This is a genomic window from Sutcliffiella sp. NPDC057660, assembly GCF_042800035.1.
In the GTDB taxonomy this organism is placed as follows: domain Bacteria; phylum Bacillota; class Bacilli; order Bacillales; family Bacillaceae_I; genus Sutcliffiella_A.
In genome coordinates this window covers 18,070-31,467 of record NZ_JBHVHV010000010.1, presented here as the reverse complement: position 1 = coordinate 31,467, position 13,398 = coordinate 18,070, and the positions used below count along the sequence as shown (strand labels likewise).

Below are 13,398 nucleotides of genomic sequence, written 5' to 3'. Positions count from 1 at the left end.
AAAGTAAGTGAAAAGCTCATCATAAGGTCGATGACGGGCTTTTTGCATCTCGAAAGCAAGTAAAAAGCTCATCATAAGTTCGATGACGGGCTTTTTGCATCTCGAAAGCAAGTAAAAAGCTCATCATAAGGTCGATGACGAGCCTTTCCCTCAGAGAGCAAATAAAGAGTTTCTCCTCTCACCAACGAAGTTCAATTTCCCATGCAATCCAAACTCCACACTTCCACATAAAAAAGCTTACCCTATGTATTCAAAATGTGGAAAGAATTCTTCATTAAGTTTTACATTTTGTCTAATGAAAGCCTTGCAATTTTATCAGATAATAGGCATAAGTTCTAAAAATTCAAAAAACAGGAGGTACTCTGATGACAACAACGTCAAAGGATACGGTCGTACTACAAAATTATATTAACGGGAAGTGGGTGGACTCCAGAGGTTCGGAAACTTTTGATGTCGAAAACCCTGCAACAAAGGAATGCCTGGCAAAGGTTCCATTCTCGACCAAAGAGGATGTAGAGGATGCAGTCAAGGCTGCCAAAGCCGCCTTTCAAACATGGCGGAATGTCCCTGTCCCGAAACGGGCACGCATCATGTATGAATACCACCACCTATTAACGGTACGTCACGAAGAGCTCGCCAAGCTGATTGTTTCAGAGAACGGTAAGGCATTTAAAGAGGCATACGGAGAAGTGCAGCGGGGCTTGGAGTGTGTTGAATTCGCCGCAGGAACACCTACCCTGATGATGGGGGAAACCTTGGCAAATATCGCCGAAGAAATAGATTCGAGCATGTATCGTTATCCGCTTGGGGTGGTCGGAGGGATTACACCATTCAATTTCCCGATGATGGTACCTTTGTGGATGTTCCCTCTTGCAATTGCCTGCGGGAATACTTTTGTACTGAAGCCATCCGAAAGGACGCCGCTGCTGGCTAATCGTTTAGTGGAGCTGTTCACCCAGGCCGGAGCACCGGATGGGGTGTTGAATATTGTCCATGGGGCGCATGATGTGGTCAATGGCCTGCTTGATCATGAGGATGTGAAAGCCATTTCCTTTGTAGGATCGCAGCCGGTTGCAAAATATGTGTATGAAAGATCAGCGGCAAACGGGAAGCGGGTTCAGGCGCTATCGGGAGCAAAAAATCATCATGTGGTCATGCCGGACTGTGATATCGAAAAGGCTGCACAGCATATATTAACATCAGCCTTCGGTAGTGCAGGACAGCGATGCATGGCATGCAGTGCGGTAGTCGTGGTGGGTGACAACGATAAGTTTGTCGAGGAGCTGAGAGTGAAGGCGGATGCCTTGTCGATCGGGAATGGGATGGATGAGGAAGTGTTGCTGACTCCTGTTATTCGCGATAGTCACAGGGAAAAAGTGATTGGCTACATCAAACAGGGAGTGGCAGAAGGTGCTACCCTTTTGCGGGATGGCAGAAAGGAGATGGAAGATCTGACAGAAGGAAACTATCTCGGACCTACCATTTTTGATCATGTAAAACCTGACATGACGATAGCAAAAGAGGAAATCTTTGCTCCTGTACTGAGTTTGTTGCGAGCTAGTGATCTTGATGAGGCACTTTCACACATTGAAAAGTCCCGTTTTGGTAACGGAGCCACCATCTATACTAAGGATGCAAAGGCTGTGCGGCAGTTCAGGGAAGAGGCGGATGCCGGGATGATCGGGGTCAATGTCGGGGTACCCGCAACAATGGCGTTTTTCCCATTCTCTGGATGGAAAGATTCTTTCTATGGAGACCTTCATGTCAACGGAAAAGATGGGCTGAACTTCTATACCCGCAAAAAAATGATCACTTCCAGATTCGACTTTTAAAGGCGATAATCCAATAAATGTAAAAAGGGGTCAGGCCCCTTTCAGAAAGGTGTGGTTGCTTTGGTTCGGATGGATCAGGCGCATGAGCAGGATTTGCTGGCTAGTGATGAGCGTTATGTATGGCATTCCATGAAGCCTTATAGTCCACAGGGGACGATGGTGGTGAAGGAGGCGAAGGGTGCCTGGGTGACGGATGTGGATGGAAAAAGGTATCTGGACGGCATGTCGGGACTATGGTGCGTAAATGTTGGATATGGACGCACCGAGCTTGCTGAAGCGGCATACGAGCAGTTGAAGGAGCTTGCCTACTTCCCATTGACACAAAGTCATGTTTCCGCCATCAAGCTTGCTGAGAAACTGAATGAATGGCTCAATGATGAGTATGTTATTTTCTTTTCCAACAGCGGATCGGAAGCGAACGAGACCGCCTTCAAAATTGCAAGGCAGTATCATCTGCAATGCGGCGACCATAGCCGCTATAAAATCGTGTCCAGGTACAGGTCCTATCATGGCAATACGATGGGTTCGCTTGCGGCCACTGGACAGGCGCAGAGAAAGTACAAATACGAACCGCTGGCACCTGGATTTGTCCATGTCCCGCCGCCTGACACCTACCGCATGGAGGAGCCGATAACCGCAGATCCGATGCAGCTCAGGAGTGTAAAGGATGTCGACCAGGCTATGACATGGGAGCTGAGTGAGACGATAGCCGCCATGATTATGGAGCCGATCATTACGGGTGGAGGGATCCTGACACCACCGGATGGCTACATGAAAGCTGTCAGTGAGGTTTGCAAAAAGCACGGTGCCCTACTCATTGTGGATGAAGTGATCTGCGGCTTTGGCCGGACAGGCAAGCCATTCGGCTTCATGAACTATGATGTGAAACCGGATATCATCACCATGGCAAAGGGGATAACAAGTGCGTATCTTCCATTATCCGCAACAGCCGTCAAAAAGGAAATCTACGAGAAGTTCAAAGGGACGGAGGAATATGACTATTTCCGTCATGTAAACACCTTTGGGGGGAGCCCTGCATCCTGCGCTCTTGCGTTGAAGAATCTCGAGATCATGGAAAATGAGAAATTGATTGAACGATCAGCTGAAAAAGGGAAAGTCCTGCTTGGTGAGTTGAAATCTAGACTCTCTACCCACCCGTTTGTCGGAGATGTCCGTGGAAAGGGGCTGCTTGTAGGTATTGAATTGGTCTCCGATCGAGACACCAAAGAACCCATCTCACTGGATAAAATCAATCGTGTCATTGCCAGCTGCAAGCAAAAAGGTCTTATCATTGGGAAGAACGGTGCGACTGTTGCGGGGTACAATAATGTCCTGACCTTGGCGCCACCTCTCTCCATTGAGGATGAGGACCTGCAGTTTATTATTAAGACAGTCTCGGAATCTATTCTCGCTCTTGATTAAAAGGACTGCATAATAATTGAAAACTAAATAGACAATAACGAGTAGGAGGCGTTTCGCTTGAACAATCAGTGGAAATGGCTTTTACGCCTAGGTACACTTCTACTCGTTATGATCATTTTATATGTATGGATGAAGCTGAGCCCGTTCTGGACTCCGATACTAAGAATCATCCTGACTGTAAGCATCCCGTTTTTTATCAGTGTTTTTATTACATACCTGCTGCATCCGGTGGTCGAATATACGCACAACCGGGGCTTGCCAAGGCCGGTTGCCATCCTGATCATTTACCTGTTGTTTTTTGGCGGAATCGGATGGCTAGGGTACAAGGGCATCCCGGTCATCATCGATCAATTATGGGAGCTGTCCGAAAACTTCCCAAAGCTTGCACAGACATACAGCGACTGGATCAAGCAGATCCATACCAGTACATCCACCTGGCCGGACGGTATTCACGAAAAGGTGGATCAGACATTTTCGGAATTTGAAGATATGCTTTCAAGCCTCCTTGTAAAAGTGATTGCAGGATTAAAGGGGATCCTGAATTCTTTCTTTATTCTCATTGTCATTCCGTTTATCGTGTTCTACCTTTTAAAGGATTATGACCAGGTGAAAAAGACGGTCTGGTACCTGACTCCAAGAAAATGGCGAAAACCTGGAATGGCCTTTCTGCATGATGTCGACCAATCACTTGGCAGCTATATCAGGGGGCAATTGACGGTCTGTATCATAATAGGACTCCTTGCAACGGTCAGTTTGTGGCTTACCGGCATGCGATATCCCTTGGTGCTGGGTGTGATTATCGGGATAACCAATATCATCCCCTACTTTGGACCGGTAATCGGTGCATTTCCGGCTATCATTATCGCTGCCACCATATCGGTGAAAATGGTTTTCCTTGTCATTATCATTATCTTCGGATTACAGTTCGTAGAAGGTAATATACTGTCCCCTCTGATAGTAGGGAAGAGTCTGCATATACATCCGGTTCTGATCATCCTTGCCCTTTTGATCGGGGGTGAAATTGCCGGTGTTGTCGGACTGATTTTGGCTGTCCCTGTTTTTGCTGTTTTAAAAGTGACGATCACTCATATCAGCAGTCATTTTATCAAGCATTGACAAACAGGGAGACTGTTGCATATAATCTTTACATCTACATATTTTAATTCAAAGAAGGATCAAGTATGCTAAAGCCCTTCCTAATAGAGAGGAATTCCTCAGGCTGAAAGGATTCCAGGAAGAAGAGTTGCAGAAAGCTAATCCGGAGTGCGGGGTAAAATCCTGCCGGTTTGCACCGTTAAAGCATCTGAGAGATGATGGGCCAGTCCTGTCATAATCAGGGTGGTACCGCGAGAATACACTCTCGTCCCTGTTTTGGGGACGGGAGTTTTTTGTTTTTTTACAAAAGAAAAAGGAGGATATATCGAAATGAAACACTTAACTTCTGCGCAAGTCAGACAAATGTTTTTAGATTTCTTCAAAGAAAAAGGACACTCTGTAGAACCAAGTGCATCACTTGTTCCACATGAAGATCCTTCCCTTTTATGGATCAATAGTGGGGTGGCAACACTTAAAAAGTATTTTGACGGAAGAGTGATTCCGCAAAACCCACGCATATGCAACGCACAAAAATCGATTCGTACCAACGATATTGAAAATGTAGGGAAAACAGCCCGACATCACACATTCTTTGAAATGCTTGGGAACTTTTCCATTGGAGAATACTTCAAAAAAGAAGCAATCGACTGGGCATGGGAGTTTCTTACGAGCAAAGAGTGGATCGGCTTTGAAGCTGAAAAACTTTCCGTGACCATCCATCCGGAAGACGAAGAAGCATATCGTTATTGGAATGAAGTAATAGGAATTCCTGCAGAAAGAATCATCCGTCTCGAGGGGAACTTCTGGGATATCGGGGAAGGTCCAAGTGGTCCTAACACCGAAATCTTCTATGACCGCGGGGAATCCTACGGAAATGACGAGAACGACCCTGAGCTATATCCTGGTGGGGAAAATGAGCGTTATCTGGAAATATGGAATCTTGTATTCTCCGAGTTCAACCATAACCCTGATGGCACCTACACACCGCTGCCGAAGAAAAACATTGATACAGGTATGGGTTTGGAGCGTATGGTTTCTGTTATTCAGGACGTTCCGACAAACTTTGATACTGACCTGTTCATTCCGATCATCCAGGCAACAGAGAGTGTATCAGGTGAGAAATACGGAATGGAGAATGATAAAGATGTGGCATTCAAAGTAATCGCCGATCATGTCCGTACTGTAACATTCGCTGTAGGCGACGGAGCCCTGCCATCCAATGAGGGTCGCGGTTATGTGTTGCGCCGTCTATTAAGAAGAGCGGTCCGTTATGCAAAACAGCTTGGAATCAACCGTCCGTTCATGCATGACCTAGTACCTGTAGTAGCAGAAATCATGGTCGACTTCTACCCGGAAGTAAAAGAAAAGAAGGAATTTATCCAACGAGTGATCAAAACGGAGGAAGAGCGTTTCCACGAGACATTGAATGATGGTCTTGCTATTTTATCCACTGTTATCGCTAAGGCGAAAGAAGAAGGCTTTAACGTCATCTCCGGGGCAGATGCGTTCCGTCTTTATGATACGTACGGCTTCCCGGTGGAGCTGACAGAAGAGTATGTAGAAGAACAGGGAATGACCTTGGATCATGCAGGTTTTGAAAAGGAAATGGAAATGCAGCGTGAACGTGCCCGTTCTGCTCGCCAGGACGTGGATTCCATGCAGGTTCAATCAGGGGTTCTAGGTGAAGTACGTTCCCAAAGTACGTTTGTCGGGTACGATCAGTTATCCACTACATCCACGATTTCCGTTATCGTGAAAAATGGGGAGCTTGTTGATTCCGCCGAAGCAGGTGAAGAAGTGCAGGTCATCCTTTCCGAAACGCCGTTCTATGCAGAAAGCGGTGGACAGGTAGCGGACCACGGATATATTGCTGGAGAAAGCGGAAGAGGCTTTGTAAAGGACGTTCAAAAGGCTCCAAACGGCCAGAACCTTCATTCCATCCTTGTTGAAGAAGGTGTACTGAACAGAGAGCAGACCGTTAAGGCGGAAGTGCATGCAAACAACCGTGCGCAAATCATCAAAAACCATACAGCTACACATATCCTGCATCAGGCTCTGAAAGATGTTTTGGGTACACATGTCAATCAGGCAGGGTCTCAAGTAACGGCAGATCGACTGCGATTCGACTTTTCCCACTTCGGGCAGGTAACACAGGAGGAAATCGAAAAAATTGAAGGAATCGTCAACGAAAAAATCTGGGCGAATCTGGATGTTGTCATTGAAAACAAGTCCATTACAGAAGCAAAAGCGATGGGAGCAATGGCATTATTCGGCGAAAAATATGGTGACATCGTACGTGTGGTGCAGGTGGACGACTACAGCCTTGAGCTTTGTGGTGGATGCCATGTACAGAACACCTCTGTAATCGGCCTATTCAAAATCGTCTCTGAATCTGGTATCGGTGCAGGAACACGCCGTATGGAAGCTGTGACTGGCGAAGGCGCGTACCGTCTATTGAATGATCAGGTGCAGCTTTTAAAGGATGCTGCTGCCAAACTGAAAACGAAGCCTCAGGAAGTAGGAAGCAGAATCGATGTTCTTCTTTCTGATATGAAGGAGCTTCAAAGAGAAAACCAATCCCTTGCTGCTAAGCTTGGAAACATTGAAGCATCCAGTCTTTCTGACAAAGCGAAGGAAGTAAATGGAGTGACCATGCTAGTAAGTAAAGTGGCAGGAACGGATATGAACAATCTCCGTACAATGGTGGACGATTTAAAAACCAAGCTTGGTTCTGCTATCATAGTACTTGCAAGTGTACAGGATGGAAAAGTGAACATTTCTGCTGGTGTAACAAAAGATTTAATTGAAAAGGGCCACCATGCCGGAAAAATCGTAAAAGAAGTGGCAACCCGTTGCGGCGGAGGCGGTGGCGGCCGTCCTGATATGGCTCAAGCTGGCGGAAAAAACCCGGAACAAGTCGATCAGGCGCTACAATCTGTGGAAGAATGTATAAAATCCGTTTAACATTGTTGAAAATTGGTGTACAATAAAGGTAACAATTTACAAGCAGATTAAAGAAGTCTAAAAGAGAGGTGCATACCATGAGCTCCTTTGACAAAACTATGAAGTTCAACTTCCAGGAAGAAACAATGGAAGCAAATGTAAATGAAGTATTAACGACAGTACATGATGCATTACAAGAGAAAGGGTACAACCCGATCAACCAAATTGTCGGCTACCTCCTTTCTGGTGACCCAGCTTACATTCCACGTCACAAGGATGCAAGATCATTAATACGGAAAATTGAGAGGGACGAGCTAATCGAAGAATTAGTGAAGTCTTATCTAAACCAGCATCGCAAGGAGTAGTACATGCGCATTTTAGGCTTAGACGTAGGTTCCAAAACGGTAGGAGTTGCCATCAGCGATGAAATGGGATGGACTGCTCAAGGATTGGAAACGATAAAAATTGATGAAGCGGTAAAGAACCTCGGCTTTAAACGGTTGAAGCAGATAATTGCTGAATACAAGCCTGAAAAAGTGGTCATTGGCCTTCCGAAGAATATGAACGGGACCATTGGCCCTCGAGGGGAAGCAAGCCGGCATTACGGTGAAATGCTGACTTCAAAAACCGGACTCCCTGTCATCTACTGGGACGAAAGGCTTTCTACTGTAGCAGCAGAGAGAATCCTGATCTCTGCTGACGTAAGTAGAAAAAAAAGAAAACAAGTAATAGACAAAATGGCTGCAGTAGTGATTCTGCAAGGATACCTGGATAGCCAACAATAAACCTGAGGTGAATAGAATGGAACACGGTGAAAAGCAAATTACAGTAGTAGACGAAGACGGCAACGAACAGCTTTGTGAGGTATTATTTACTTTCGAATCAGAGGAGTTCGGAAAGTCTTATGTTCTTTACTATCCAGTTGGAGCGGAAAATGACGATGAGGACGATATCGAAATCCACGCTTCCAGCTTTGTGCCAAACGAAGAAAACGAAGAAAACGAAGAAGGCGAACTTCAACCGGTTGAAACGGATGAAGAGTGGGATATGATTGAAGAAATGCTAAATACATTCATGGCTGAGGACGAGGAATAAGCCGTACTCTCCACATAAAAATAGCAAGCCCGGATATCCGGGCTTGCTATTTTTATGTGGATGGTTTTGGACGCTCAAATAACAAAGAGGACAATTGTTCCTTATTAGAAGCAAGATCCTCCAGGCTATACTGATCAAGTACGGACAAGAATGCCTGGGTAGCTTGATGTAGGGCCCCCTTCAGTTTACAAGCGGGGGACAATATGCAGGTCTGATGGTCCTGAAAACACTCCACGATATGAAAATCCTCTTCTGTATTTCTCACCACGGCCCCAATTTTGATGTTTTTTGGGGATACGGCAAGTTTCAGGCCACCGTTGCGGCCCCTGATCGTTTCTATGTACCCTAATTTCCCCAGGTGGAAAATGACTTTCATCAAATGGTTTTTGGAAATGCCGTAGGAATCCGCAATGTCCTTGATTTGGACGAGTTTTTCTGAAGATGGCACACTCGCTAAATATATTAATACTCGCAAGGAGTAGTCGGTATACATGGTTAATTTCATAATTTCCCTCCACCTTCATTTTACCACAAATTTTCTGTTTTCATAAAAAGTTAAACGTATATCCCAAAGCAAGCCCTGTTGCATGAAAGAGAACGGTGCAGTAAACGATAAGAAAATGAATACTGCCAGTAGCCTAAAGAAGATTCTCCTGAAGAAAACAATAACGTTTATATCCCTAAAGACCTAGCTTTCGTAGAATGAAATAGGTAATTGTACACGATAAAATTGTCGAAAATCCAAAAGAATAAATATTTTTGTCAAAATTTATTTGAAATTGTTGTATAATTAATAATTGTGCGAGAGGGGGTCTTTTTTTGTCTGAGAAAAAGAGTAAAGACTATATCGAAGAGAAGTTAAAAGAGAAGCACCATGAGGCGAAAATTGTTCGCCGCATCGTATTTACCGTATTTGTCATTCTAATGCTAGTCCTAACCGGTGTAATTGGCGGCGGATATTTTTACATAAAAAATGCCTTGAAACCAGTTGATGAACAAAATAAAGAAACAAAGCAAATAGAAATACCAATCGGGTCCTCCCCGACAACCATCGGAAAAATCCTGGAGGAAAACGGGATTGTTCATAATGCGAAGATATTTCGCTATTATGTAAAATTTAAAAGTGAATCCGGATTCCAGGCTGGCGAGTACGCATTCAGCCCAGCCATGTCCCTGGATGAAATTATCGGCCAGTTGAAACAGGGCAGAGTCATGCAGGAGGTTGTGTTCCAAGTTACCATTCCGGAAGGACGACAGCTTACCCAGATAGCCACGATCCTGGCAAGCAGAACTAATATTGAAGAAGAGGAATTCCTTGAGGTTGTCAATGATCCTCAGTTTGTTCAGAAGATGATCGATAAGTATCCATCCATCCTGACCGAGGAAGTCTTGAACGAGGAAGTGAAGTATCCTCTCGAAGGGTACTTGTTCCCGGCTACCTATCCATTTTATGTGGAAGATCCGACTGTAGAGGAAATCATTGAAACGATGCTGCAAAAAACAGTCGAAGTGGTCGCCGAGTATGAAAATCTTATGCGTCAAAAGGAATATACTGCGCATCAGCTTCTTACAATGGCAAGTATGATTGAAGCGGAGGCGACCAATCAGGAAGATCGTGAATTTATTGCCAGTGTGTTCTACAACCGTCTGGAGATCGACATGGCTCTTCAAACGGATCCTACCGTCCTTTATGCACTTGGGGAGCATAAGGATCGAACCCTATATGAACATTTGGAAGTTGATTCGCCATATAACACTTACCTGAATACAGGGATGCCACCTGGACCGATTGCCAATGCAGGTGCCTCATCCATTGATGCCGCATTGAAGCCGGCCGAATCCGAGTACTTCTACTTCCTTGCAACACCTGATGGCGAAGTGCTGTTCAATGAAACATTGGAAGAACATAACATCGATAAAGCCAAATATATCACGAATAACTAACTGTATTTGAAAGTGATGGGAATGCGAAATTAATTCGCATTCCCATTACTTTTATGATAAAATATATCGAGTTGTTTAAAAGAAGAAGCTTTCACACAAACAAGAGTTCCTCAAACAGGGGTGAACTCTATTTTCTTGTGTAAGAAATGCTTTTGACCATATATGATCAAGTGAAGGGAGGACCACACTTGGGAATTAATCATGAAAAAATTGTCTCCTATCTGGATTCTCTTATCTTGCCGAGAGATGAAGCCGTTACAAAAATGGAAAAGCTAGCAGAAAAAGAGAATGTACCGATTATGGATTTGATTGGCATGGAAACATTACTGCAGCTTCTGAGACTCTCAAGTCCGAAAAGAATTCTTGAAATAGGTGCAGCAATAGGGTATTCCTCCATCCGAATGGCCACGGCCCTGCCGGATGCAAAGGTTGTAACCATTGAACGAGATGAAATCAGATACGAGCAAGCAGTGAAACATATAAAAGAAACAGGGCATTCAGAAAACATTCAGCTTGTTTTTGGTGACGCACTGGAAGTTTTTGAACATATCGAAAAAGAAGGTCCGTATGACTTTATCTTTATTGATGCTGCCAAAGGCCAGTATGAGAAATTCTTTACGATGTATGAGCCTCTGTTGGCCGAAAATGGGGTCATCATTACAGATAATGTTTTATTTAAAGGTCTGGTTGCCGAAGCACATGAAACGGTAGAGCCGAAGCGAATAAGGAATCTGGTGAAGAAAATTGACCATTTCAATCAGTGGCTGATGAATCATCCTGATTATGTGACTACAATTATGCCTGTTGGAGACGGAATTGCCATTAGTAAACGAAGAGGTGAAAAACGATGAAAAAACCTGAACTGTTAGTAACTCCAAAAGACATTGCAAACATGCGAGACCTGTTGGAAGCAGGAGCGGATGCTTTCGTCATCGGTGAGCAGCGTTATGGACTGCGCCTTGCAGGAGAGTTTGACCGTTCACAGGTTGCTCTTGCGATTGAACTGGCTCATGCGCAGAACAAAAAGGTTTATGTGGCGATGAACGGCCTTTTTCATAATGAAAAGGTGGACGAGCTATCCGACTACCTTTCCTTCCTTGAGCAAGTAAAAGCGGATGCTGTAATTTTTGGTGACCCGGCTGTACTGATGGCTGCAAGGGAAGCAGCTCCGTCCTTGAAGCTGCACTGGAACACCGAAACGACGGCCACAAACTACTACACCTGCAACTATTGGGGCCGTAAAGGTGCAAAACGGGCAGTGTTGGCAAGGGAACTCAATATGGATGCCATTGTGGAAATGAAAGAGAATGCCGAAGTGGAAATCGAAGTACAGGTGCATGGCATGACCTGTATGTTCCAATCGAAACGGTCGCTGATCGGCCACTATTTCGAATACCAGGGGAAGTCCATGGAAGTCGAAAAGGCGAAAGATAAAGCAATGATTCTGCATGATAATGAACGAAACAATAAGTATCCTATTTTTGAAGACGAGAATGGCACGCACATCATGAGTCCGAATGACATGTGCATCATCGATGAGCTCGAGGAAATGATTGATGCCGAGGTTGACAGCTTCAAGATTGATGGTGTATTACAGACGCCTGCGTATATCGTGGAGGCGACTAAGCGTTACCGCAAGGCAATCGATCTTTGTGTGGAAGATCGTGAAGAATATGAAAATGTAAAAGAGGACCTGCTTGCCGAGCTGGAAGAACAACAGCAGGAACATCGTCCATTAGATACAGGCTTTTTCTTTAAAGAGACGGTTTATTAAGAAGAAAAGGAGGCAACAGGATGACAACTTATGTGAATGATAAGATTTCAAAAATCGTAGACGGCAAACGTGTGATTGTGAAAAAGCCTGAGCTTCTTGCTCCTGCCGGCAATCTGGAAAAGCTTAAAATTGCCGTACACTATGGTGCCGATGCAGTGTTTATCGGTGGCCAGGAATACGGACTGCGTTCCAATGCCGGTAACTTTTCACACGAAGAGATGGCAGAAGGTGTTCAATTCGCAGAAAAATACGGCGCCAGAATCTATGTAACAACCAATATTTTCGCACACAATGAAAATATTGATGGTTTGGATGAATATCTAATCGGTCTGGAGAAAGCAGGGGTTCATGGAATCATCGTTGCGGATCCATTGATCATTGAAACATGCCGTCGTGTGGCACCAAAGCTTGAGGTGCATTTAAGTACTCAGCAATCCTTGTCAAACTGGAAGGCTGTCCAGTTCTGGAAGGAAGAGGGGCTGGAGCGTGTGGTACTTGCGCGTGAAACAAGTGCAGAGGAAATCCGTGAAATGAAAGAAAAGGTGGATATCGAGATCGAGTCTTTCATACATGGTGCGATGTGTATCGCCTATTCGGGCCGCTGTACCCTAAGTAACCATATGACCGCGCGTGACTCCAACCGTGGGGGCTGCTGTCAGTCCTGTCGCTGGGACTACGACCTCTATGAAGTGAATGATGGCAAGGAACAGGCACTTTTTGCGGAAAATGATGCAGCTTTTGCCATGAGTCCAAAAGACCTGAAGCTGATTGAATCGATTCCAAAGATGATCGAGCTTGGCATTGACAGCTTGAAAATCGAAGGAAGAATGAAATCAATCCATTACGTGGCAACAGTAGTAAGTGTATACCGCAAAGTCATTGATGCATACTGTGCAGATCCGGAAAACTTTGTGATTCAGCCAGAATGGCTAGAAGAGCTCGATAAGTGTGCGAACCGTGAAACGGCTACAGCATTTTTCGAGGGTGTGCCCGGGTATAAGGAGCAGATGTTTGGTAATCATAGCAAGAAGACAACCTTTGATTTCGTAGGCTTGGTGCTTGATTATGATGCAGATACACAGATGGTTACGTTGCAGCAACGAAACTTTTTCAAGCCAGGGGAAGAAGTGGAATTCTTTGGACCTGAAATCGAAAACTTCAAACAAAAGATAGAGAAGATTTGGGACGAGGACGGTAGGGAGCTTGATGCTGCGCGCCATCCATTGCAAATTGTTAAATTCAAAGTCGAAAAGCCGATCTATCCAAACAACATGATGCGAAAGGGGCAGTAAC

At 44.8% G+C, this 13,398-nt stretch carries 12 protein-coding genes and 1 other annotated feature; of the genes, 11 read left to right on the top strand and 1 reads right to left on the bottom strand.

Annotated features, from left to right (window positions below; all coding sequences use genetic code 11):
* The first annotated feature begins 365 nt into the window (after positions 1–365).
* From ACFVAD_RS12725 to ACFVAD_RS12695, 7 genes are all read left to right on the top strand, one after another.
* Positions 366–1,832 carry a CoA-acylating methylmalonate-semialdehyde dehydrogenase gene (locus ACFVAD_RS12725; protein WP_386640396.1) on the top strand — a complete coding sequence of 489 codons (1,467 nt, stop codon included), beginning with the start codon at positions 366–368 and terminating at the stop codon, positions 1,830–1,832.
* A 69-nt stretch (positions 1,833–1,901) separates the two neighbouring features.
* Complete coding sequence (locus ACFVAD_RS12720; RefSeq protein WP_386640853.1) at positions 1,902–3,254, top strand: aspartate aminotransferase family protein; 1,353 nt, start codon at positions 1,902–1,904, stop codon at positions 3,252–3,254.
* A gap of 57 nt (positions 3,255–3,311) precedes the next feature.
* Entirely contained in the window at positions 3,312–4,370 is a 1,059-nt protein-coding gene (locus ACFVAD_RS12715) for an AI-2E family transporter (protein WP_386640393.1), read from the top strand.
* Between the two features lie 42 nt (positions 4,371–4,412).
* Positions 4,413–4,625 (top strand) — a binding site (T-box leader).
* Positions 4,626–4,679: 54 nt separating this feature from the next.
* Entirely contained in the window at positions 4,680–7,313 is a 2,634-nt protein-coding gene (gene alaS, locus ACFVAD_RS12710; protein WP_386640390.1) for an alanine--tRNA ligase, read from the top strand.
* A 77-nt stretch (positions 7,314–7,390) separates the two neighbouring features.
* Entirely contained in the window at positions 7,391–7,657 is a 267-nt protein-coding gene (locus tag ACFVAD_RS12705) for an IreB family regulatory phosphoprotein (RefSeq protein ID WP_224838413.1), read from the top strand.
* Positions 7,658–7,660: 3 nt separating this feature from the next.
* The gene (gene ruvX / locus ACFVAD_RS12700; protein WP_386640387.1) at positions 7,661–8,077 is read left to right on the top strand and encodes a Holliday junction resolvase RuvX; all 417 of its coding nucleotides are present in this window, start codon (positions 7,661–7,663) and stop codon (positions 8,075–8,077) included.
* A gap of 16 nt (positions 8,078–8,093) precedes the next feature.
* Positions 8,094–8,387, top strand: coding sequence for a DUF1292 domain-containing protein (locus tag ACFVAD_RS12695; protein ID WP_386640383.1), 294 nt, complete (start codon positions 8,094–8,096; stop codon positions 8,385–8,387).
* A 52-nt stretch (positions 8,388–8,439) separates the two neighbouring features.
* Here the strand turns inward: ACFVAD_RS12695 and ACFVAD_RS12690 are convergent, their stop codons facing one another.
* Positions 8,440–8,892, bottom strand: coding sequence for an Rrf2 family transcriptional regulator (locus ACFVAD_RS12690; protein WP_386640380.1), 453 nt, complete (start codon positions 8,890–8,892; stop codon positions 8,440–8,442).
* Positions 8,893–9,206: 314 nt separating this feature from the next.
* Between ACFVAD_RS12690 and mltG the strand changes: the two genes are divergently transcribed.
* The 4 genes from mltG (at position 9,207) to ACFVAD_RS12670 (ending at position 13,397) form a co-directional block, all read left to right on the top strand.
* Positions 9,207–10,331 carry an endolytic transglycosylase MltG gene (mltG, locus tag ACFVAD_RS12685; protein ID WP_386640378.1) on the top strand — a complete coding sequence of 375 codons (1,125 nt, stop codon included), beginning with the start codon at positions 9,207–9,209 and terminating at the stop codon, positions 10,329–10,331.
* A gap of 194 nt (positions 10,332–10,525) precedes the next feature.
* Positions 10,526–11,182 carry an O-methyltransferase gene (locus ACFVAD_RS12680; RefSeq protein WP_386640851.1) on the top strand — a complete coding sequence of 219 codons (657 nt, stop codon included), beginning with the start codon at positions 10,526–10,528 and terminating at the stop codon, positions 11,180–11,182.
* The gene (locus tag ACFVAD_RS12675) at positions 11,179–12,105 is read left to right on the top strand and encodes a peptidase U32 family protein (RefSeq protein ID WP_386640376.1); all 927 of its coding nucleotides are present in this window, start codon (positions 11,179–11,181) and stop codon (positions 12,103–12,105) included. Before ACFVAD_RS12680 ends, ACFVAD_RS12675 begins: the two co-directional genes overlap by 4 nt.
* A 20-nt stretch (positions 12,106–12,125) precedes the next feature.
* A complete protein-coding gene (locus ACFVAD_RS12670; RefSeq protein WP_386640373.1) occupies positions 12,126–13,397 on the top strand; it encodes a peptidase U32 family protein in 1,272 nt (423 codons plus the stop codon).
* Position 13,398: the final 1 nt, after the last annotated feature.